This window comes from Pseudoalteromonas qingdaonensis, assembly GCF_038739665.1.
GTDB classification, from domain to species: Bacteria; Pseudomonadota; Gammaproteobacteria; order Enterobacterales; family Alteromonadaceae; genus Pseudoalteromonas; species Pseudoalteromonas qingdaonensis.
Map to the genome: position 1 here is coordinate 15741 of NZ_JBCGCU010000021.1, position 20212 is coordinate 35952.

At 50.4% G+C, this 20212-nt stretch carries 22 protein-coding genes; 12 read left to right on the forward strand and 10 right to left on the reverse strand.

Going from position 1 to position 20212, the window contains the following annotated elements; genetic code table 11:
* Positions 1-20: 20 nt before the first annotated feature.
* Together WCN91_RS14205 and WCN91_RS14210 are read right to left on the reverse strand one after the other, a co-directional pair.
* Positions 21-494, reverse strand: a complete 474-nt coding sequence (locus WCN91_RS14205; RefSeq protein WP_342680034.1) for a TIGR02444 family protein — start codon at positions 492-494, stop codon at positions 21-23.
* A complete protein-coding gene (locus WCN91_RS14210; RefSeq protein ID WP_342680035.1) occupies positions 481-2394 on the reverse strand; it encodes an ATP-binding cassette domain-containing protein in 1914 nt (637 codons plus the stop codon). The genes WCN91_RS14205 and WCN91_RS14210 overlap by 14 nt, the downstream gene beginning before the upstream one ends.
* Positions 2395-2515: 121 nt before the next feature.
* Between WCN91_RS14210 and WCN91_RS14215 the strand changes: the two genes are divergently transcribed.
* Positions 2516-2716, forward strand: coding sequence for a YheV family putative zinc ribbon protein (locus WCN91_RS14215; protein WP_342680036.1), 201 nt, complete (start codon positions 2516-2518; stop codon positions 2714-2716).
* A 12-nt stretch (positions 2717-2728) separates the two neighbouring features.
* On the opposite strand, the gene WCN91_RS14220 is transcribed toward WCN91_RS14215, so the two are convergent.
* Together WCN91_RS14220 and WCN91_RS14225 are read right to left on the reverse strand one after the other, a co-directional pair.
* The gene (locus tag WCN91_RS14220) at positions 2729-2944 is read right to left on the reverse strand and encodes a SlyX family protein (RefSeq protein ID WP_105200413.1); all 216 of its coding nucleotides are present in this window, start codon (positions 2942-2944) and stop codon (positions 2729-2731) included.
* Positions 2941-3927, reverse strand: coding sequence for a WD40 repeat domain-containing protein (locus WCN91_RS14225; RefSeq protein ID WP_342680037.1), 987 nt, complete (start codon positions 3925-3927; stop codon positions 2941-2943). The genes WCN91_RS14220 and WCN91_RS14225 overlap by 4 nt, the downstream gene beginning before the upstream one ends.
* Positions 3928-4153: 226 nt before the next feature.
* Between WCN91_RS14225 and fkpA the strand changes: the two genes are divergently transcribed.
* Positions 4154-4906, forward strand: coding sequence for an FKBP-type peptidyl-prolyl cis-trans isomerase (gene fkpA, locus WCN91_RS14230; protein ID WP_342680038.1), 753 nt, complete (start codon positions 4154-4156; stop codon positions 4904-4906).
* Positions 4907-5013: 107 nt separating this feature from the next.
* Here the strand turns inward: fkpA and rsd are convergent, their stop codons facing one another.
* Positions 5014-5481 carry a sigma D regulator gene (rsd, locus tag WCN91_RS14235; RefSeq protein ID WP_342680061.1) on the reverse strand — a complete coding sequence of 156 codons (468 nt, stop codon included), beginning with the start codon at positions 5479-5481 and terminating at the stop codon, positions 5014-5016.
* Positions 5482-5922: 441 nt separating this feature from the next.
* On the opposite strand from rsd, the gene hemE reads away from it, so the two are divergent.
* Positions 5923-6987 (forward strand): uroporphyrinogen decarboxylase, encoded by a 1065-nt coding sequence (gene hemE, locus WCN91_RS14240; RefSeq protein ID WP_342680039.1) that lies wholly within the window; start codon positions 5923-5925, stop codon positions 6985-6987.
* 65 nt (positions 6988-7052) lie between these two features.
* On the opposite strand, the gene WCN91_RS14245 is transcribed toward hemE, so the two are convergent.
* From WCN91_RS14245 to WCN91_RS14255, 3 genes are all read right to left on the reverse strand, one after another.
* Complete coding sequence (locus WCN91_RS14245; protein ID WP_342680040.1) at positions 7053-8429, reverse strand: TonB family protein; 1377 nt, start codon at positions 8427-8429, stop codon at positions 7053-7055.
* Positions 8430-8561: 132 nt separating this feature from the next.
* Positions 8562-9992, reverse strand: a complete 1431-nt coding sequence (sthA, locus tag WCN91_RS14250; RefSeq protein WP_342680041.1) for a Si-specific NAD(P)(+) transhydrogenase — start codon at positions 9990-9992, stop codon at positions 8562-8564.
* A gap of 38 nt (positions 9993-10030) precedes the next feature.
* Entirely contained in the window at positions 10031-11161 is a 1131-nt protein-coding gene (locus WCN91_RS14255; RefSeq protein ID WP_342680042.1) for an acyl-CoA desaturase, read from the reverse strand.
* Positions 11162-11259: 98 nt separating this feature from the next.
* Here WCN91_RS14255 and fabR point away from each other — a divergent pair, with 98 nt between their 5' ends.
* The 6 genes from fabR (at position 11260) to WCN91_RS14285 (ending at position 17590) form a co-directional block, all read left to right on the forward strand.
* Positions 11260-11874: an HTH-type transcriptional repressor FabR gene (fabR, locus tag WCN91_RS14260; RefSeq protein ID WP_105200407.1), complete on the forward strand. Its 615-nt coding sequence runs from the start codon at positions 11260-11262 to the stop codon at positions 11872-11874.
* A gap of 407 nt (positions 11875-12281) precedes the next feature.
* A complete protein-coding gene (gene leuA / locus WCN91_RS14265; protein ID WP_342680043.1) occupies positions 12282-13829 on the forward strand; it encodes a 2-isopropylmalate synthase in 1548 nt (515 codons plus the stop codon).
* Positions 13826-14902, forward strand: a complete 1077-nt coding sequence (gene leuB / locus WCN91_RS14270; protein WP_342680044.1) for a 3-isopropylmalate dehydrogenase — start codon at positions 13826-13828, stop codon at positions 14900-14902. Before leuA ends, leuB begins: the two co-directional genes overlap by 4 nt.
* A 21-nt stretch (positions 14903-14923) precedes the next feature.
* The gene (leuC, locus tag WCN91_RS14275; protein WP_342680045.1) at positions 14924-16324 is read left to right on the forward strand and encodes a 3-isopropylmalate dehydratase large subunit; all 1401 of its coding nucleotides are present in this window, start codon (positions 14924-14926) and stop codon (positions 16322-16324) included.
* Positions 16324-16923 carry a 3-isopropylmalate dehydratase small subunit gene (gene leuD, locus WCN91_RS14280; protein WP_342680046.1) on the forward strand — a complete coding sequence of 200 codons (600 nt, stop codon included), beginning with the start codon at positions 16324-16326 and terminating at the stop codon, positions 16921-16923. The genes leuC and leuD overlap by 1 nt, the downstream gene beginning before the upstream one ends.
* A gap of 70 nt (positions 16924-16993) precedes the next feature.
* Positions 16994-17590, forward strand: coding sequence for a hypothetical protein (locus WCN91_RS14285; RefSeq protein ID WP_342680047.1), 597 nt, complete (start codon positions 16994-16996; stop codon positions 17588-17590).
* Here WCN91_RS14285 and WCN91_RS14290 read toward each other — a convergent pair.
* Entirely contained in the window at positions 17587-17931 is a 345-nt protein-coding gene (locus WCN91_RS14290) for a hypothetical protein (protein WP_342680048.1), read from the reverse strand. The genes WCN91_RS14285 and WCN91_RS14290 overlap by 4 nt on opposite strands.
* A gap of 67 nt (positions 17932-17998) precedes the next feature.
* Here WCN91_RS14290 and WCN91_RS14295 point away from each other — a divergent pair, with 67 nt between their 5' ends.
* From WCN91_RS14295 to WCN91_RS14305, 3 genes are all read left to right on the forward strand, one after another.
* Entirely contained in the window at positions 17999-18457 is a 459-nt protein-coding gene (locus WCN91_RS14295) for a tellurite resistance TerB family protein (RefSeq protein WP_342680049.1), read from the forward strand.
* 10 nt (positions 18458-18467) lie between these two features.
* The gene (locus tag WCN91_RS14300; RefSeq protein ID WP_342680050.1) at positions 18468-19031 is read left to right on the forward strand and encodes a Crp/Fnr family transcriptional regulator; all 564 of its coding nucleotides are present in this window, start codon (positions 18468-18470) and stop codon (positions 19029-19031) included.
* Positions 19032-19096: 65 nt separating this feature from the next.
* Positions 19097-19591 (forward strand): YgjV family protein, encoded by a 495-nt coding sequence (locus tag WCN91_RS14305; RefSeq protein ID WP_342680051.1) that lies wholly within the window; start codon positions 19097-19099, stop codon positions 19589-19591.
* On the opposite strand, the gene WCN91_RS14310 is transcribed toward WCN91_RS14305, so the two are convergent.
* Positions 19588-20157, reverse strand: coding sequence for an NADPH-dependent FMN reductase (locus tag WCN91_RS14310; RefSeq protein WP_342680052.1), 570 nt, complete (start codon positions 20155-20157; stop codon positions 19588-19590). The two genes, WCN91_RS14305 and WCN91_RS14310, sit on opposite strands and share 4 nt — an antisense overlap.
* Between the last annotated feature and the right edge of the window lie 55 nt (positions 20158-20212).

Here is a 20212-nt window from a genome sequence, read left to right on the forward strand (position 1 = left end):
AGATCAAGGTTATTTTGTGACTAGTCGATGATTGCGTGCAGAGCTTGATCCAGATCAGCATTTAGCGGCACGAGGGGGCTGGGTAGATACAAAGCCAGGTTGTTAGCCTTACTCTCAGAGCGCAGTTTCAGGGTTTTACAGGCCTGTATCAACTGCATTTGCTGCTGGCGTTCAAATTGCAGTTCAAGGTCGAGTAGTTGCTGGCGTAGCGCCGGGTAGTCATGCAGTGACTCCTGCTGCGCCTTAACCTCGGCACGCACTTGGCGCAGGGGTTTAAGGGCAAGGAGGTTAAAGGGCGCTATGGCCGTTTGCAGCGCTTGCAACTGGGAAGAGTCCAGGGCTTGCTGGTGGCAGTCTAGGTAGGCCAGCAGCAGGCAAAGATTGACGTTCAAGTCGTACTCGTCCTGCCACTGCAACAGGGCTTTTTGCACCTGGGGATTGGCGTACACCCTCAGGCTAAAGCGCCATAACTCTGCGGCGCTAATCTTGCTCATAGAAGGCCTGCTCTTGCTCTTCGAGCTCGGTCATTAGCTCCAGCAATTCTTCTTCCACCTGCTCCTGCTGTTTTGCCGCCTCGGTTTGCTGTGCCAGTAATTGTTTGAGCTTTTCCTTATGCTGCTCTTCATACAGGCTGTTATCGCTGAGCTGCTGCTCTATCTCGCTTAGCTGCGGGCTGAGCTTGTCGAGTTGCTTCTCCAGCTTCTCAATGGCTTTTTTCAGCGGTTGCACCTGCTTGCGAAACTCGGCTTCCTTACGCTTTTGCTCCTTACGGTTGGCGCTGGAATGGGCTTTATCTTCAGTGCTCTGCGCTGGCTTGTTCGCCTGATTGGCCTTAAGCAGCCATTGGTAATAGGCATCGAGATCATAACCAAACTGGCTGACCTCACCGCTGTCGACCAGATAGAACTCATCGGCGGTATTCTTTAATAGATGGCGGTCGTGCGATACCGTCACCATGGCGCCTTCAAAACCTTGCAATGCCATAACCAGGGCATGACGCATTTCCAAGTCCAGGTGGTTGGTAGGCTCATCCAGTAACAGCAGGTTCGGCTTTTGATACACCAACATGGCCAGCACCAGGCGGGCTTTCTCGCCGCCGGAGAAAGGCGCTACCGCCTCTAAGGCCTTATCGCCGATAAAGGCAAAGCCGCCAAGGAAATCACGCAGCGATTGCTCGCTGGCCATCGGGTCCAGGCGTTGTAGGTGAGTAACCGGGCTAGCCTCTAAATCCAGGGCTTCCAACTGATGCTGAGCAAAGTAACCCACCTTAAGGCCTTGGTGATAAAATACTTCACCGGCCTGCGGCTTGATCTCTTGGGCTAGTAATTTGATCAGCGTAGATTTACCGGCGCCATTGCGACCTAGTAAGGCGATGCGGCTGCCCGGTACTAGGTTGAGCTTAATGCTGTGCAAAATGGTGGTGTCGCCATAGCCAGCCTGGGCGCCATCAAGGGCGATCAGCGGGTTAGGCAGGGCATCGGGCTCGGCAAAGTTAAAGTCGAACGGTGAGTCGACATGGGCTGGGGCCAGCTTTTCCATGCGCTCTAAGGCCTTCACCCGGCTTTGTGCCTGTTTGGCCTTACTGGCCTTGGCCTTAAAGCGGGCGATAAACTTTTCTAAATGGGCAATTTGTTCCTGTTGTTTAACAAATTGCGCCTGATGCTGAGCTAAACGCTCGGCTTTTTGCCGTTCAAACTGGGAATAGTGACCCTTGTACACATTGATCAGCTGCTGATCTATATGCCAGATTTCACCGACCACGGCATCGAGGAATTCACGGTCGTGCGAGATAAGTACCAGGGTGCCGCTGTAGGCGCGTAGAAAGCGCTCTAGCCAGTAAACCGCATCGAGATCCAAGTGGTTGGTCGGTTCATCGAGCAGCAGCAGGTCGGCATCGCGGATCAATGCCTGCGCCAGGTTAAGGCGCATACGCCAGCCCCCAGAAAAGTCGCTGACCGAGTAATCTATCTGGCTATTGGAAAAGCCCAAACCATGCAGTAGCTCTCCGGCCTTGGCTTCGATGCTGTAACCCTTCATCAGCTCCAGCTGCTGGTGCACCTTGGCCTGAGTGTCGCCATCGCCGTTTTGCTCCGCCGCCTTTAGCTCGGTGCGCAGCGCATAATATTGCGGATTACCTTGCAACACATATTCAAGGGCACTGATATCCAGGGCTGGGGTTTCCTGCTTGACCGAGGCAATGGACCATTCCTTGGGAATTTTGGCTTCACCGCTGTCGAGTTGCAGTTCACCCTTAAGCAGGGCAAACAGGCTCGACTTACCACAGCCATTACTGCCGACTAAACCCACCTTGTGTTGCGGGAAAAGAGTCGCACTGGCATTTTTTAACAGGCATTTTGGGCCACGTAAAAGCTCGATGTCACTGATTTGAATCATAGTTACTGCACGGTGTGAATAATGGCCGACATCATATCACGGAGTCTGTGCCCTAGCGGGAAAGTTTTTATGATAAACTGGCGGCGTAAGGCCGAATGTTGACGGTCAAGGGGTTGAAAATATGAAACAGAAAAAGCGTTTTATCGCCGGAGCCAGTTGTCCCGAGTGCCAGCAGATGGATACCATGATGCTGTACAAAGAACATGATGTGGAAAAAGTACAATGCGTTGAGTGCGGTCATAGCATGACCCAGCCGGAAAACGCCGTGCAAGCCTCAACGCGTCAGTTTGAGCAGGTGATCGGCGTTTTTAAACCGGAGTAAGTTTAGGGTCCGTTAGTAATGCGGCGGGGGCGGCTCTTGCTCCTGCGGCATCATGGTCGAACTGCTTTGCACTTCACGGAACTTCTCGCCCAGTAGCTCCATCTGGCGGCGCATCTTTGCCATCTGCTGCTGGTGCGCTTTAAGCTCATCATTAAGTATATCTATGGTCTCGTCTTGAAACGCCACCTTGGCCTCGAGACTTTCAATACGTGCTTCTAAGTGGTTCATGGGTTTCTCTTAATCTCAAAATATTCAGACAGACCACTGGAACTTTCGGTGATCAGTTGATTCTCTTCGTTGAAGGCCACGGCAAAGACAACCGCCGATTTGGGCTGGCTATTGGCTCTGGCCGCAACCTGATAATCCAGCACGCGCTCGCCGCTGCTGGTATTCCACAGCACCACTTCACGACTCGGTGAGCCGGTAGCGAGCCACTGGCCATCGGCGGAAAAACGTACCGCGCTGAAAATTTTCTGGCGGGCAATATACTGCAAATTACTGTGCTGCGCACCTGTTGTCAGATCCCAAATGCTGGCTTGGCGTTTGCTGCCGGCGCTAAAGGCAAAGCGCCCTTGTGGATCTAAGGCCACCTGGGTCACGCGACTGGCATGATTAAAACGATACACCACCTGACCGCTGCGGGTGTCCCAAAGGTAGGCGCTGTAGTCGTTGCCACCGGTCAGGGCGTAATGACCATTAGGGGAGAGCGCCACCGCGTTGATCTTTTCCTGATGACCAAGAAACTCGATGCGACGCCCGGTTTGCATATCTATATGTACGGCAACCCCGTCGGCTCGGCCATAGAGCACATAGCGGCCCCCCTTGCTCAGGGCGATATCGCGAATATGAGATTGGTCGATTTGATAATAACCCAGGTTTTCGCCACTGTTCATATCCCAGAGCGCAAACTCTTCCTTGGTGGCAGTGACCGCCGTACTGTTATCGGCGGCGATATCCAGGGCGATAACCAGATTCTGTTCATCTTCACTCAAGTACCATTGAAATTTCAGGGCATTGACTTGATTGTCCCAGGCGGCGACACCATGTTCTACTGTAGACACCAGACTATAGCGACCGTCTTCTGAAATTGCGGCATCATAGGCGCCGGTGGCGGCATGAGGGTGCTGTTTAACGGCATCGGATTGTTGCGGCTGACAGGCAATAATTAGGCTTAATAAGGCCGTACCGAGCAGTGTGCGAATTATTATCATAAATTTGCAAGTGTCCCTTAACTCTGTTGCCTCAAGCAGTTAGACTAGGGTCGATTGATTTTGTTTAATCGCGACTCTAGGTTGTTTTTCTAATTATTTCATTAAAGTAATTAGAAAAACAGCCTCATGCTAGAGTTGGATAAATGGGCCTTACGGGTTAAAGTCTGTTAATCAAAATTTAGTTTTGTAACCTTAAATTGGCAACTCTATGTTGCTGGAGATAGATATGAAAAAAACAATTAAGCTATCGCTTGTAGCGGCGTCAGTGCTAGCCCTTACAGCGTGTAACCAAGAAGCAGCTAAGCAAGAAGTAAAAGAAGTAAAACTAGAAACTGAAGCTCAGCAACAGGCTTATGGTATCGGTGCCTCTGTGGGTACTTTCCTAAACAAAGATCTAGCGGACAAAAAAGAGCTAGGTATCGTGCTTGACCAAGAGCTTATGCTACGTGGTTTTAAAGATGCACTAGCCGGTGAAGCCAAGCTAGACGAAGAGAAAATTCGTGAAGTGCTAACTACTCTTGATGAGTCAGTACGTACTAAGCAACAAGAGCAAGCGAAAGCCGCTGCTGCTAAGAGCAAAGAAGAAGGTGAAAAATACCTAGCTGATAATGCTCAGAAAGAAGGCGTGACAGTAACTGAATCTGGCCTACAGTGGGAAGTGCTGACGGCTGCCGAAGGCGACAAGCCAGCTGAAACCGATACAGTTAAGGTACACTATAAAGGCACCTTGATTGACGGCACCGAGTTCGACAGCTCTTACTCACGTAACGAACCTACCAGCTTCCCGCTTAACCGCGTTATCCCTGGCTGGACTGAAGGTCTACAGCTTATGCCTGTTGGTTCTAAGTACAAGTTCACTATCCCTTCAGAGCTTGCTTACGGCGAGCGTGACCTAGGTAAGATCCCTGCTAACTCAACACTTGTATTCGAAGTTGAGCTGCTTGAAATCGTTAAAGCGGAAAAAACTGACGCTGAGTAATCAGGGTTAGTTTTTGTGCGCTGGCCAGCAAGGTCGCGCACAAGCATAAACGCAAAAAAAAGCCCCACTCAATGAGCGGGGCTTTTTTGTGTGTTGATACCAATGAACTAGCTGTGATTGGTGTAGAGGTTGTGGATCAACTCGTCTTCCAATTCAAAGCGAATGCTTAGTGCTTCGCCGAGCTGCGATAGGTCTTTATCGAAGTTCTCAAGTAAATCGTCGTTTTTGCTTTCCGCGTAGTTATCGTTAAAGTCTAGAGCGATATCCGTGGTGGCGGAAATTTGTGGGTACAAGGAACGCGCCAGCTTTAAGCTGTCTTCGCCGCGGCTTTCGCATTGTTTAACAATATCATCGTAGATTTCAAAGTGGCCGGCTGAAAGGTAATCCATCAATAATTGGCAAAAGCTTTGGATGCAGGTTTGCTCCGGTAGTGCCTGATCATGCTTACCATGGTGTGCCGGGCCTGCTAGGGCGCAGTACTGTACTAAGAGTTCTTGGCGATCGGTTAACCACTTATCGATGACGCTATGGCTGCCGCCCCATTTTTGTTGTGCTTTTTCCAATTGCGATAACATCATTGTTCTCCTAACCTCGCTGGCATTATCTCCTATGAAAGGGAAATCTGAGGCAAAGGTCAACCTATTTTTGATAATAATTATTTCAGATTATTACAGCGCGGAGGTCGGATGATTGTAATCAGGCAGGTTAGGAAAATTAAGCGCTGGAAAAGAAAAAGCCACCGCAAGGGTGGCCGAATTTCTTTAGCTGTCTCGTTGTACGAGCTTCTTTTTATTATGTTTGTTCTAACTTTTTATTATTATTCTCTAGAACGGAATTAGTTATACCAAGGTCGTATAAGCGTTGCAAGTTGTTTTAACAAAAAATTTTACATTTTTTTATCAAGCTTCACATTTACTGACGCACAAATGTGCATTTCCATGATCTATTTCATCATAGTGAATCTAGGTTATGGTAGAATTCTGCCCAACTAAAATTTGAACCGAAAGAGTTACGCCATGAGCGAATTGAAAAATGATCGTTATTTACGTGCCTTAGCTAAACAGCCCGTTGATAAAACGCCGGTATGGATGATGCGTCAAGCCGGTCGCTATTTGCCAGAGTATCGCGCTACCCGCTCTCAGGCAGGGGACTTTATGAGCTTATGTAAAAATGCCGAGCTCGCTTGTGAGGTAACTTTACAGCCATTACGTCGTTATCCTTTGGACGCGGCGATTCTGTTCAGCGACATTTTGACCATTCCTGATGCCATGGGCTTGGGCTTGTACTTTGAAACCGGTGAAGGCCCTAAATTTGAGCGCCCGGTAAGCAGCTATGCTGATGTTGCCAAGATCGCTATTCCCGATCCAGAAGACGAGCTGGGCTACGTGATGAACGCGGTACGTACCATTCGTCGCGAACTTAAGGGCGAAGTGCCTTTAATCGGCTTCTCTGGTTCACCTTGGACTTTGGCGACCTACATGGTTGAGGGCGGTTCAAGCAAAACCTTCGGCAAAATTAAGAAAATGGCCTTTGCTGAGCCTAAAACGCTTCACTTGTTGTTAGACAAGCTGGCCGACTCGGTGACCAGCTATTTGAATGCTCAGGTAAAAGCCGGTGCCCAATCCTTAATGATTTTCGATTCATGGGGTGGGGTATTAAGCCCGCGTGACTACGAAGAGTTCTCACTGCGTTACATGCACAAGATTGTTGATGGCTTAATTCGTGAAAACGATGGCCGCAAGGTACCTGTTACCTTGTTCACTAAGAGCGGTGGTCAGTGGATTGAAAAGATTGCTGCGACCGGTTGTGATGCCATAGGTCTGGATTGGACCATAGATATTGCCGATGCCAAGCGCCGTGTAGGCGACAAGGTGGCACTGCAGGGTAATATGGACCCATCCATGCTGCACGCCTCACCTGAGCGTATTCGTGAAGAAGTAGCATCGATTCTGGCCGGTTTTGGTCATGGCACTGGTCATGTCTTTAACTTAGGTCATGGTATAACCCCGGACGTTGATCCTGAGCACGCAGGTGCCTTTATCAATGCCGTGCATGAGCTAAGTGCGCAATACCACAAGTAATTACAGCTTAAAGAAAAAGCCCGCGTGGCGGGCTTTTTTGTGTCTGTCGCTTTATAACCTAGCCTTTAGTAAATCAGGCTGGTGCCATTGGCCATCATGGAGGCGCGGCCTTCCATTAGCTCCAGGTAATTTTGCGTTGGCCAGTTACGGCGTTTGGCTTCGTCGTAGGCCTGGCGCAGGTATTTTTCACCTTGCTGCATGCGTCCCAGTTCGCTGTAGGCAACACCCAGTACGGAAAGCAGTACCGGGTTATCTGGTGCTTCAGCGCGAGCCAGCTCGGCGTACTTAACCGCTTCTTCATAGTTACGGATAGATTCCTTATCGGCAAAAGCCAGCAGCTTGGCATAGGCTATCATGGCCGGAAGATACTGCTGATGCGTTGCTTGTTTAAGGATTTTCGCTGCTTTATCCAGGTCATAATGAACCGTTTCATAGTCAAGCAGCTTGTTGGCCAATTGATATTGGGCACGCTCGTTACCACTGTGGCTGGCTACTTCCAACCAGTTATAGGCTTTTTTCTTATCGGCTTTACAGGCGGTGCCGTATTCAAAGCAGCGTACTAACCATAACTGCGCATCATAGTTACCATTGATGGCGGCACGGTAGTACCAATCCAGGTAATGCTCTTCGCTGCCTTCTACCAAATTGGCTTCCAGCATCATGGCGTAGCGGGCTTCGGCGTAATTATTGCCTTGATCGGCGAGTGCTTTGAGTTTTTGTGAATACTCCGCCAGTTGTGACTTATATTCACGGCGATAATTGCTCTGGCTGCTTTGCAACTCGAAGGTGTGAGTGAGGTCGAACACAGCTTGCGGCTCGCCGCTGTAGTCGTTAGGTACATTGTATTGCCACTGGGTAATAGCGGCTAAGGCGGCGTCATCTATAACTCCTTTCGGGAAGGAGGCTATTACCCGCTCGTTTATAACATGACCCTGCTGGTTGACGTCAAAGCTCACCGTAGCCCAAGCGCTTTGAATACCACCTGCATCGTTATATTCCGGATTTACCTTTTGTTTAACCGAAATATAGCGAGCATCGTGGCCGGATTTATCTTCAACGGGTGCCAGGGTTCGCTGATGTTTGTCAAAACCGAATTGGTAAGCTAGTGCCTTGTAGCGGTCTTTCCCGTCTTTACGAGAGGGGACTGCACTGCGGATGTCACGATAGCGTTCTTTGGCATCATCGTTACCGTAATCCAGGGCGAGCATATACCAAGAAAAAGCGTTGTAGATATCGGCTGTGGCTCCAAGACCCTGTTCATACATCTTGGCCAGCTCGAACATGGCTTGGGGGTGCCCCTGCTCGGCGAGCTTTTTAAATTCAGAGAAGGCGGCGTCGAAATTTTTATTTTGGAGATCTTTCTGCGCGCTGGAATAATCGGCGAATGTGGCGAAACTTGCCAGACTTAATGCTGCACAAAGACCAAAGGCACGTATTTTCATTCCCTTTTCCTAACTTTTTCTTATTATATCATCAAGTTTACAATAATTTTACAGTTGAACAAGGGATGAATGATAAAAAATGGGCACAAGGCCCATTTTGATGTTTATAAAGGGTATTTTTCTTAATCTATATCAAACTAAACGATTAAGTCCGTTTAGCGCCGCTACTCGGTAGGCCTCGGCCATGGTCGGGTAGTTAAAGGTGGTGTTGACGAAGTATTCGACATTATTACCACCATTTTTCTGCTCCATAATGGCCTGGCCGATATGGACAATCTCCGAGGCACGTTCACCAAAGCAGTGAACACCTAGCACTTCCTTGGTTTCGCTATGGAATAGAATTTTTAGGCTACCTACCTCTGTGCCGGCAATTTGCGCCCGTGCCAGGTGTTTAAACTGAGCGCGACCTACCTCGTAAGGAATTTTGGCGGCGGTCAGCTGTTGCTCGGTTTTACCCACAGAGCTCATTTCCGGAATGGTGTAGATGCCGGCAGGAATATCCAAGATCAGCTTTTCGTTGCATTCCCCTTTGACTATGGCATCGGCACAGATACGGCCTTGGTCAAAGGCGGCGCTAGCCAGGCTGGGGTAACCAATGACATCACCGACCGCATAGATATTATCGACATCGGTTTGGTAGCTCTCATTAACCTTAAGCTGGCCACGGCTGTCGGCCTTTAAGCCTACCGCTGCCAGGTTTAAGGTGTCTGTATTACCGGTGCGGCCATTGGCAAAGAGCAGGCAGTCGGCCTTAACCCGTTTGCCCGACTTCATATGCATAATGATGCCGTTGTCGCGGGTTTCAACGTGATCGAATTCTTCATTGTGGCGAATAAAGATGCCGCTGTTCCAAAAGTGGTAGCTCAGGGCATCTGAAATTTCGTCATCCATAAAGGCCAGCAAGCGATCTCGGGTGTTAACCAAGTCAACCTTAGTGCCTAAGCCTTTGAAAATAGAAGCGTACTCACAACCAATCACACCGGCACCATAGATAAGAATGCGCTGTGGATCGTGTTGCAGGTTTAAAATAGTGTCGCTGTCATAGACGCGGGGATGATTAAAGTCGATTTCTGCCGGACGATAGGGGCGCGAGCCGGTCGCTATCACTATGGTGGGCGCACTTAGTTGCTCGATTGACCCGTCCTGATGCTGCACCTGAATCGTATGCTGATCGATAAAGCTGGCATCACCTTGATACAGGTCGATACGGTTGCGCTCATAAAAGCTGCTACGCAGGTTCGACTGCTTGGAGATCACCGCACTGGTATGATTCAAGATATCGCCAAAGGTCAGGCGACTAGGGCGCTCGGACATATTGAATAAGGGGTTGGCCTTGTATTCGATATAGCGGCTGACCGAGTGACGCAGGGCTTTTGAGGGAATGGTTCCCCAATGCACACAACCACCGCCGACGGCGCGCTGGCGTTCGATCACCGCCACCCTTTTATTGCTTTTGGCCAGGTTCATGGCGGTGCCTTCACCGCCCGGGCCTGTTCCTATAATAATGGCGTCATACTGGTATGCCGCCTCGGGCTTCTTCTTACTTGTGGTTTGTTTGGCCACGCTCACTCCTTTACCCTTTTAAACTTGGCAATCAGCTCTTAGCTATGCGCCTTTAGTAAGCGTGCATTTAACGCCAACCAGGCCTGCTTTTGTGTTTGCCAGGCATCTTCTAGTTCATGATATTGCTTCATTAAAGCGGATTTTTCGCATTGTTGCAGCATCGAATTCTTTTTTGCTTCAAGCACCTGCTTTTGTACCTGACAAAAATGCTGCAGTTTTTTCAGCAATACTTCGTACTCGTTTTGCAATAGCGCCAGTTTATCATGAGCGACTTCCTTGGCGGCAAGTTCGACCTTGGTTTTAGTCAATAAGGTTTGCGCCTTGGCCTGCTCGATGCGTTCTATGGGTGTGCGTTTAAGTTTTTTCGCCAGCCCCACATAGGCAAAGGTGCGGATCATCCACTTGGTAGGGTCATAATGCCACCAACGAATACCATTGCGGTAATCGCTGGCAAAAATATGGTGGAAGTTATGATAGCCTTCGCCATAGGTAAACAGCGCCAGCAAGCCATTATCACGGGCGGTATTTTTTTGTGTATAAGGACGCGAGCCCCAGATATGGGCCAGGGAGTTAATAAAGAAGGTAAAGTGCTGCGATAACACCAGACGTAGTAAGCCCGCCAGTAGCAGCATGCCAATGATGTCACCAAAAAGAACCCCAAGCAGCAGGGGCAGGCCGATATTCATCAAGATCACCAACTTCATATAATGCTTATGTTGCCACATGACCACCTTGTTACGTTGCAGGTCGCGGGCATTGTTGTAGTTGCCGTAGGCCTCGCCCTGGTAATCACGCAGCATCCAGCCAATATGGCTGTACCAAAAACCTCGGGTGGCGGCATAGGGGTCTTTGTCCGGATCATCGACCTGACCATGGTGTACCCTGTGGTCGCTGCTCCAGTGCAAGGCACTGTTTTGCAAAGCAAAGGCGCCGCCTAGTGCAAAGATAACTTCAATAATTGGGTGTACCTCATAGGCTTTATGAGCCCATAAACGGTGATAGCCGGCGGTGATTGAAAGACCGGCAAAAAACATACAGGCAACAAAGGCCCACCAATGCGAAGCGCTGTAGCCATGGGTTATGCCATACCAGGGAACTAGGGTAATAGCGGCTACAAAGGATAGGCTAAAGAAGAGCACATTGAGCCATAAAACAGGTGGTTTTTTCATGAAAATAAATCTCGGCGTACAAGTGTACGCTAAAATAGAGGTTCAATCTCTTAGCGTCAAGTATTAGACTTGAGTTTTTATCAGTCTAGGTGGCAAGCATGGCCGGAGTTCGCGCCCAGCAAAAAATGAAAACCCGTCAAGCATTGATTGCGGCGGCCTTTAACCAATTAAGTGCTGAGCATAGCTTTTCTAACCTCAGTTTGCGTGAGGTGGCCCGTGAAGCTGGCATAGCTCCGACGTCCTTCTATCGTCATTTTAAAGACATGAACGAGCTGGGTCTGACCATGGTTGATGAAGCCGGTTTAACCCTGCGCCAGTTGATGCGTCAGGCGCGCCGTCGTATCGCCAGTGGTGGCAGTGTGATCTCCACCTCAGTGCTGACCTTTATGGAGTTTATCGACAACCAGCCCAATCAGTTTCGGCTGCTGCTGCGGGAGCGATCGGGTACCTCGAAAGCATTTCGTTCCGCCGTTGCTCGCGAGATCAAACACTTTATTCTGGAGCTGGCTCATTATCTTGAAGGGGAAACCCAGTGTGATAGCCATCATGCCTATATGCAGGCCGAGGCCATGGTGACAATCGTTTTTACCTCAGGCGCCGAAGCACTGGATTTAGAAGGTCAGGCCCGCGAGGAGCTGGTAGAGCGTTTGCAGTGGCAGCTTAGATATATTTCCTTCGGCGGGTATCATTACGCGCAAAAAAACAGCAAATAAACTCAGCTATTAAAATAAAATAATATACGCAGAGATCCCCAGGCGCAGAGTTAGCCTCTGTGTCTTTTCCTCGCATCTTGGTTTTTATATTCCACTTTTTGTTTTTAGTTGGAATTATTTTTCTTAAAAACCGGCTTGAATCCCTTTTTGTTGGATTTTTTATGCTTGCTTCTATCCCGTGGTTAGTGTTAAAAAATAGCCAACTTACTAACGAACGAATACCCATGATGCACACTACTCAGTCAATTACTCGCTTACTCAACCTGCTGCTTCTAGAGCAAGACTGCGGGGCGTAGCGCGTTGGCTGTGTGTGACACAGACTTTGAATAAGACCCCGCACCTAGCGGGGTTTTTTTATTTCTAACGGGTTAATTTTTGGCATTGGGCACTGAGGATGAGGACATAAAATGCAAGACAAGGTTTGGATCTTTGACACCACCTTACGCGATGGTGAGCAGGCACTAAAGGCAAGTTTGACCGAAGATGACAAGCTGCAACTCGCTCATGCTATCAGTCGCCTTAATGTTGATGTGATGGAGGTGGGCTTCCCGGTTTCCAGTCCCGCCGATTTTCGTGCCGTGCAGCGTATCGCCAGCGAAGTAAAGGGGCCGATTATTTGTGGTTTGGCACGAGCGGTAGCTAAAGACATTGAAGCCTGCGGCGAGGCCTTAAAAACGGCGCAGCAGGGGCGTATTCATACCTTTATCGCCACCAGTCCACTGCATTTAGAGCATAAGTTACGAATGTCTTTGGACGATGCCACCGCTATGGCGGTGAAGGCTATTAAGCAAGCCCGTAATTATACCGATGATGTGGAATTTTCCTGTGAAGATGCTGGGCGCACGCCCCATGATCATCTATGCCGCATCGTCGAGCAGGCCATAGCCGCTGGCGCCAATACCATTAACCTACCGGATACCGTGGGTTATGTGACCCCAGATGAGTATGCGGCGATGATCCATCATTTAATGAATAACGTGCCGAACATAGATAAGGCGCGCTTAAGCGTGCACTGCCACAATGACTTGGGTTTGGCGGTGGCCAACTCCATTGCCGCGGTGCAAGCGGGGGCGCGCCAAATCGAATGCACGGTTAACGGTATCGGCGAGCGCGCCGGTAATTGCTCCTTGGAAGAGGTGGCGATGATCATGAAGATGCGTCAGGACCACCTTAAGGTGCATACGGATATTCGCAGTGAGGAGATTTACCGGGCGTCACGTCAGGTGGCGAAAATATGCAATATGCCGGTGCAGCCTAATAAAGCCATTGTTGGCGAAAACGCCTTTGCCCATAGCTCGGGTATTCACCAGGATGGCGTGCTAAAAGCGCAAAATACCTATGAAATTATGTCGCCGGAAAGTGTCGGCGTGCCCAGTAACCAGTTAAATATGACCTCGCGCTCAGGTCGCCATGTGATAGAGCACCGCCTCAGTGAACTTGGCTACCATGGCGACGACTATGATATGGACAGCTTGTATACCAGCTTCTTGGAGCTGGCCGACCAAAAAGGCACGGTTTATGACTACGATCTGGAAGCTATGATCTACTTTAATCAAATCCGCGATAAGGACGAGCATTACCAACTGCAGTATGTCAATGCCACTTCCAACTCCCAATCTGTGGCTACTGCGACTATCGGCCTTAGTGTGGCCGGCGAGCAAAAACAAGAAGCGGCCACGGGCAATGGCCCTGTTGAGGCCTCGTTTGCTGCCTTAGCGCGCTTAACCGGCATGGATGTGGATGTGATCGAATATAACCTGGACGCCACAGGTCAGGGCGCTAGCTCCTTGGGTCAGGTGGATATTATTGCTAAATATCAAGGGCGCACCTATCACGGCGCAGGCTTGGCGGCAGATATTGTTGAAGCCTCGGTGCATGCCATGGTGCGTGTGTACAACATTATTTATCGGGCCCAACAGGTGTCGAACTTAAAGCAACAAAGGAAAGCAGGATGAGTCAACAAAGTTATAGTATCGCCGTATTAGCGGGCGACGGCATAGGCCCGGAAGTCATGGCGGCGGCCGAGCTGGTTTTGGCGGCCACCAGTGAGGTATTCGGATTTTCCCTAACCTTGGCGCATCATGCGGTTGGCGGTTGTGCCATAGATGAATTTGGTGAAGCTTTGCCGGCGCATATCTTGGCTGCCTGCGAGCGTGCCGACGCCATCTTATTTGGTGCCGTTGGCGGCCCTAAATGGGAAGGCCTGCCGCCAGAGCAGCAACCGGAACGTGCTTCCTTGTTGCCGCTGCGCAAACACTTTGGTTTGTTCTGTAACCTGCGCCCGGCGCAACTATTACCGGCGTTGAGTCATTCGTCGCCGCTGCGCCAGGATATCAGTGCCAACGGTTTCGATATTTTATGCGTGCGCGAGCTGACCGGCGGTATTTACTTTGGTGAAAAGGGTCGCAGTGGCAGCGGCGCTCAGGAAGCGGCGTTTGATACTCAGACTTATTCTCGTGAAGAAATCGAGCGCATCGCCCGTTTTGCCTTTGATGCCGCGCGCCTGCGTCGAAATCATGTGACTTCGGTGGATAAGGCCAATGTGTTGGCAACCAGCGTGCTATGGCGTGAGGTGGTTAATGAGGTGAGTTGCGATTACCCGGATGTCACTTTAGATCACATCTATATAGATAACGCCGCCATGCAGTTGGTTAAACAGCCCAGCCAATTTGATGTGCTGCTGTGCGATAACCTGTTCGGCGATATTCTTTCCGACGAATGCGCGATGATCACCGGCTCCATGGGCTTGCTGCCTTCGGCAAGTCTGAACCAATCTGGCTTTGGTCTGTATGAACCTGCCGGCGGCTCGGCCCCAGACATTGCCGGTCAGGGCATTGCTAATCCCATAGCGCAGATTTTAAGTGCGGCACTGATGTTGCGTTATTCCCTGGGCCAAGACGAAGCGGCGCGGCGCATTGAAAAAGCGGTGGCCGAAGCGGTGGCCGCCGGTGTCGGCACCCCAGATATTTTCCCGCACGCGGGCTATAGCACTAGAGATGTGGCCAAGGCCATTGTTGAGCGTATTTAACCGAGAATGAGGAACGAGCAAGTGGCCCAAACCCTATACGACAAAATTTGGCAGGCGCATTGTGTTGCCCATTTAAACGAACAAACCGATTTGCTTTATATCGACCGTCACCTGGTGCATGAAGTGACCTCGCCCCAGGCCTTTGCCGGTCTGCGCGAGAAAAACCGCTCGGTGCGCTGCCCGCAAAAAACCTTTGCCACCATGGATCATAACGTTTCCACCAAGAGCCGCTCACTCGATGCCGCCAGCGAGGTGTCGCGTAATCAGTTGCAGGCCCTGGCGCAAAACTGCAAAGACTTTGGTATCGTCTTGTACGATCTTGATTCCATTAACCAGGGCATAGTCCATGTCATGGGGCCAGAGCAGGGCATTACTTTACCCGGCACCACCATAGTCTGTGGCGACAGCCATACCTCCACCCATGGTGCTTTTGGTGCCTTGGCGCACGGCATAGGAACTTCTGAGGTTGAACATGTACTGGCGACTCAAACTTTGCAGCAGAAAAAAGCCAAGTCGTTAAAAATTCAGGTCAATGGCATTTTACGTCCGACGGTCACGGCAAAAGATTTAATTTTGGCGGTGATAGGTCAATTAGGCACCGCCGGTGGCACAGGCTATGTGGCGGAGTTTTGCGGCACCGGCATTGAAGCACTGTCTATGGAAGCGCGCATGACGCTGTGCAATATGAGTATAGAAATGGGCGCCAAGGCCGGCTTAATTGCCCCGGATGAAAAAACTTATGCTTACCTTGAGGGGCGTCCTTTTGCACCGCGCGGTGAAGACTTTGCCGCCGCCGTTGCCTACTGGCAGACCTTACGCAGTGACGCCGATGCGGTATTTGATAAGGTCATCGAGATTGATGCTGCCGAGATACAGCCGCAAATCACCTGGGGCACCAGCCCGGAGCAAGTCATAGGTGTGAATGAGCCTATTCCCGATCCGCAGCAAGAGACGGATTTAATCAAGGCCGATGCCATTCGCAGCGCCTTGAAATACATGGATCTTAAGCCGGGGCAAAAGTTGAGTGAGGTCAGCGTTGATACCGTGTTTATAGGCTCCTGTACCAATAGCCGCATTGAAGATTTGCGCGCTGCCGCCGAAATTGTTGCCGGTAAGCAGGTAGCCCCTGGCATTGAGGCCTTGATTGTACCCGGCTCAGGATTAGTGAAAAAACAAGCGGAACAAGAAGGCTTGGCGGAAATCTTTAAGGCCGCTGGTTTTGAGTGGCGAGAGCCGGGCTGCTCCATGTGCCTGGCCATGAATGATGATCGTTTAGCGCCGGGTAAGCGCTGCGCCTCCACCTCTAACCGTAATTTTGAAGGCCGTCAGGGGCGCGGTGGTCGCACTCATTTGGTCAGTCCAGCCATGGCCGCTGCCGCCGCCATCGCCGGCCATTTCGTCGATATTCAAGGAGCCAACTAATGAGCTATTTTCACACCGGGTTAGTCGCCCCTTTGGATAAAAATAATGTCGATACGGATCAGATTATTCCGAAGCAGTTTCTAACCTCCACCAGTCGCGATGGTTTTGATAAGGCCTTGTTTTACGACTGGCGTTACCTGGAAAGCGGTGACCCGGATCCAAACTTTGTGCTTAATTACCCGCAATATCAGGGTGCCAGCGTGCTGCTTAGCCGTGATAATTTTGGCTGTGGCTCATCCCGCGAGCACGCGCCCTGGGCATTAAAGCAATATGGCTTCAGTGTGATTATTGCCGAAAGCTTTGCCGATATCTTCTTTAATAACTGTGCCAATAACCAGATGCTGGCCATTACCTTGTCGGGCGAGCAGCTGGATGCCTTATTTGCCTTGGCGCAGGGCGACACGCCTTTGCATATAGAGGTCGATTTGCAAAACCAGCAATTGCTGAGCCCGGCCTTTGCGCCCATTGCCTTTGAGGTACGCGCCGATATTAAGGAGCGTCTGCTTAGCGGCCTGGATTTTATCGGCGTCACCGAGCAGTTTAATCCGCAAATTGAAGCCTTTGAGCAGCAGTTACAGGCAGAGCGCCCTTGGCAATAATCTCAAAAACTCGCAATATCTATAATTTAAGCGCTAGTATGGCGCTTTATTTTTGTAATGGATGAACATCATGAAATTAGCTTTTGCCATTAGTGCGGCAGTATTAAGTCTGAGCACAGTTGCCGCTGCACGCCCTGCGCCTTTAGTGTCTATTCCTAGCCACGATGCGTTTTTTAACAATCTCAAAGCCCATTGCGGTAAAGCCTACCAAGGTGAAGTGAGTGTTGATAACGCCGGTTCAAGCAGCTTTAGCGAGGCCAAGCTGGTGATGCATGTGCGTCGTTGTAGCGACAGCGAATTGCAAATTCCGTTTCATGTGGGCGAAGATGCGTCACGCACCTGGATTATCACTAAAACTGGCAGTGGACTGAGCCTGAAGCATGATCACCGCCATGAAGACGGCACCGACGACGCCTCAACCATGTATGGCGGCCATACCCAGGATGCCGGCTTTGCCAATGTGCAGTCTTTCCCTGCGGATCAGTATTCCAAAGAGTTGTTTGTTGCTCAGGGTATTCCCCAGTCCATCGGCAATACCTGGCAAATGTATATCTACCCTGAAAAGTTCACTTATCGCTTAGTGCGTGAAGGGCGTGAGTTCCGCGTTGATTTTGACCTGACCAAGCCTATTGAGGCGCCAGCCGCGCCTTGGGGTTATACGGACTAATCGCAGCTGACTTCAGTCAGCAGGTTAGCTTCATAGGCGCGTGGGGTAGTGGGGAAGCTGTCGTATTCCTGCACCCCTTCAAATACCTGTATATTAAACGCGCCGCTTCGGCACAACTTGCGTGCGTGGCGCAGCAGAAACACACTCTGGCGTTGAAAGTGCTGGTAATCATCGGCCACTACTTCCAGGCGATAGCGCTTATCGGCCAGCTTGGTTTGGTAGTAATGTACCTTTTCATCGAAATCATAAAGCTTCTCGCGTTTGCCCTCGGGCGTTTGTGCGTAGCTACTGGCTGCCAGTAATATCGACATGCTTGCCAGCCAAGGTGTAAGTAGAGTCATAATGCCCCTGTTGTCTCAGTACTGCGTATCTATTACAGTGAGTGTAACACTTACCGAGGGCCCTGCCATGTTAGAGCATATTAAGCAGTTTTTTACATCCCTAGCGGCAACACCCGAGCAGCCGCGGTTACCTGATTTTAAAATCTCGGTGGCTGCCCTTTTGGTTGAGGTGATGCGCGCCGATAGCGAGCTACAGGCACAAGAGCAAGCAAGCTTACGGACCTTATTACAAAAGTACTTTGCCCTGGAGATGGAGCAGGTGGATACCCTGATCAAGGCCGCCACCTTGGATTTGGATGAAGCCATCGACTATTTTCGTTTTTCCAAGCAGATCAATGACAACACCAGTGCCGAGCAAAGGGTGGAAATAGTGCAACTGCTGTGGCAACTGGCCTATGCGGATGGCGAGCTGGATAAACACGAGGAGCATGTGGTGCGTCGCGTTGCCGATTTGCTCTATGTTACCCACAACGACTTTATTAAAGCCAAATTAGCGGCCCAGTCGGCCAGTCAGTCGGAAAATTAAAAAAACCGACATGGCTTATGAAGGACTGGGTGAGGTCAACCCCGAGCTTAATCATCAGCTGCAAGCGCAGATAGAGGCGACATCGGAAAAGTCTCGCCTGGAGTTAACACCGGGGCAGCGCTTACTTAGCCAGGGAGAGGCACAGGAATATGCCTACTATATTGTTTCCGGCGTGCTGGTGGCCACTCATCTAGATGAAGCGGGCTGCGAGCATTATAAAGAGTTTTATTTTGCCGGTGAGCTGGTGTTTCTCTACAGTGCCTGGATCAATCAAGGTGCTGCCCAATACAATATTGAGGTGCTTAAACCTAGCCAGGTATTGCGCGTGCCTATTGGTGTTCTCTCTCGGCCCCATTGGCAAGCCCTGGTGCTGGCGTTGTTAAAACAGCAAGTGCTGTATAAGGAAGCCAAAGAAGCCTTTCTCTTGCTGCAAACGCCGCAGCAGCGCTATCAATATCTCTATCAACACCGCCGTCACTGGTTGGCACAGCTGAGTTTGCATCAGGTGGCTAAGTATTTGGGGATCAGCGCGGTCAGCCTGTCACGTATTCGTGCTCGTCTGGGAATTAGTTAATCCGAATTAACAAAGGTTAAGGCGCTTTTGCCATCGTCCGTTCATTATCAGCGCGCGGAGGAAGCATGACCTATTATCTTATTTCCCAAGCGCTAGCGGCCATTGCCGTGGCGCTTGATATAATGTCGTTTCAATTCTATCGCCGTCATTATGTGCTGGCCTGTTTGGTCGCCTCGACGGCATTGACGTCCATTCATTATATTTTGTTGCAACAAGCGGCGGGGGCGGCCTTAATGGCGCTGGCGTCGGTGCGTTATGCCATCAGCATTCGCTATCAGCGACGGCAATTGATGCGTTTTTTTATCCTTTGCGCCTTAGTGCTTGGCGTCTTGGTAATGGATTCCTGGTGGTCGTTATTGGCGGTGGCCGGCAGTTGTTTGCAAACCTATGCGGCTTTTCAGGGAGAGCAGGTGCACATGCGGCTCAGCATGTTAGTTGGCACCTGCTTTTGGCTGGCTTATGCGGTGATTGCCGGTTCGCCAGTGGCCATGGTGATGGAGGCTTTGTTCCTCACCAGCAATCTGATTGGCTTGTATCGCTTTCGCGCGAGTTTAAACTAGCCGTTTAGCTTATTGGTGACATCGACCAATTGCGCCGTAAGGGTATTGATTTTCTCGCTGGTAGCGGCGTCATTGATCTGACCTTGCTCATCAACAAGAGTGTGAATGCCGCCAATGGCAAGCTGATCCCCTAATACTAGGGCGCCGATGCCGCTGAGAATATCGCGAACATGGTTAAGGCCACGCAGACCACCTAGTCCACCGGGTGAGGCGGCAAATAAGGCTACCACCTTATTGCGAAATGCCGGGGTGGCGCCTGGCTCGGTGCGTGATGCCCAGTCGATGGCATTCTTTAACACTGCAGTGATAGAGCCGTTGTACTCCGGGTTGGCCAACAAGATGGCATCGGCCGAGCGCAGCTTGTCTTTAAGAATGATGACGCTTGCGGGCGTGCCTTGGGCTTCAACGTCTTCATTAAACATAGGCAGGTCAAGTTCGGCCAGGGATATAACTTCAACTTCCGCGCCTTGTTGCATTGCCAGCTCAGCGGCATGGGCGATAACGGCGTGGTTAAAACTGTTGCTACGTAGGCTGCCCGCCAGGGCGATAATTTTTGCGTTAGTCATGTTAGTGATCCTTATGCAGTGGCAATGGTTGCTATGTGCTTGGAGGTTACTTTAA

Excerpts from the sequence above, each read along its gene's own strand:
- WCN91_RS14210 (WP_342680035.1), bottom strand. The coding sequence starts at position 2,394 with ATGATTCAAATCAGTGACATCGAGCTTTTACGTGGCCCAAAATGCCTG.
- fabR (WP_105200407.1), top strand. The coding sequence starts at position 11,260 with ATGGCCGGAGTTCGCGCCCAGCAAAAAATGAAAACCCGTCAAGCATTG.
- rsd (WP_342680061.1), bottom strand. The coding sequence starts at position 5,481 with ATGTTATCGCAATTGGAAAAAGCACAACAAAAATGGGGCGGCAGCCAT.
- WCN91_RS14205 (WP_342680034.1), bottom strand. The coding sequence starts at position 494 with ATGAGCAAGATTAGCGCCGCAGAGTTATGGCGCTTTAGCCTGAGGGTG.
- WCN91_RS14285 (WP_342680047.1), top strand. The coding sequence starts at position 16,994 with ATGAAATTAGCTTTTGCCATTAGTGCGGCAGTATTAAGTCTGAGCACA.
- WCN91_RS14215 (WP_342680036.1), top strand. The coding sequence starts at position 2,516 with ATGAAACAGAAAAAGCGTTTTATCGCCGGAGCCAGTTGTCCCGAGTGC.
- WCN91_RS14290 (WP_342680048.1), bottom strand. The coding sequence starts at position 17,931 with ATGACTCTACTTACACCTTGGCTGGCAAGCATGTCGATATTACTGGCA.
- WCN91_RS14255 (WP_342680042.1), bottom strand. The coding sequence starts at position 11,161 with ATGAAAAAACCACCTGTTTTATGGCTCAATGTGCTCTTCTTTAGCCTA.
- fkpA (WP_342680038.1), top strand. The coding sequence starts at position 4,154 with ATGAAAAAAACAATTAAGCTATCGCTTGTAGCGGCGTCAGTGCTAGCC.
- WCN91_RS14220 (WP_105200413.1), bottom strand. The coding sequence starts at position 2,944 with ATGAACCACTTAGAAGCACGTATTGAAAGTCTCGAGGCCAAGGTGGCG.
- WCN91_RS14305 (WP_342680051.1), top strand. The coding sequence starts at position 19,097 with ATGACCTATTATCTTATTTCCCAAGCGCTAGCGGCCATTGCCGTGGCG.
- leuB (WP_342680044.1), top strand. The coding sequence starts at position 13,826 with ATGAGTCAACAAAGTTATAGTATCGCCGTATTAGCGGGCGACGGCATA.
- leuA (WP_342680043.1), top strand. The coding sequence starts at position 12,282 with ATGCAAGACAAGGTTTGGATCTTTGACACCACCTTACGCGATGGTGAG.
- WCN91_RS14245 (WP_342680040.1), bottom strand. The coding sequence starts at position 8,429 with ATGAAAATACGTGCCTTTGGTCTTTGTGCAGCATTAAGTCTGGCAAGT.
- WCN91_RS14295 (WP_342680049.1), top strand. The coding sequence starts at position 17,999 with ATGTTAGAGCATATTAAGCAGTTTTTTACATCCCTAGCGGCAACACCC.
- leuD (WP_342680046.1), top strand. The coding sequence starts at position 16,324 with ATGAGCTATTTTCACACCGGGTTAGTCGCCCCTTTGGATAAAAATAAT.
- WCN91_RS14310 (WP_342680052.1), bottom strand. The coding sequence starts at position 20,157 with ATGACTAACGCAAAAATTATCGCCCTGGCGGGCAGCCTACGTAGCAAC.
- hemE (WP_342680039.1), top strand. The coding sequence starts at position 5,923 with ATGAGCGAATTGAAAAATGATCGTTATTTACGTGCCTTAGCTAAACAG.
- WCN91_RS14225 (WP_342680037.1), bottom strand. The coding sequence starts at position 3,927 with ATGATAATAATTCGCACACTGCTCGGTACGGCCTTATTAAGCCTAATT.
- WCN91_RS14300 (WP_342680050.1), top strand. The coding sequence starts at position 18,468 with ATGGCTTATGAAGGACTGGGTGAGGTCAACCCCGAGCTTAATCATCAG.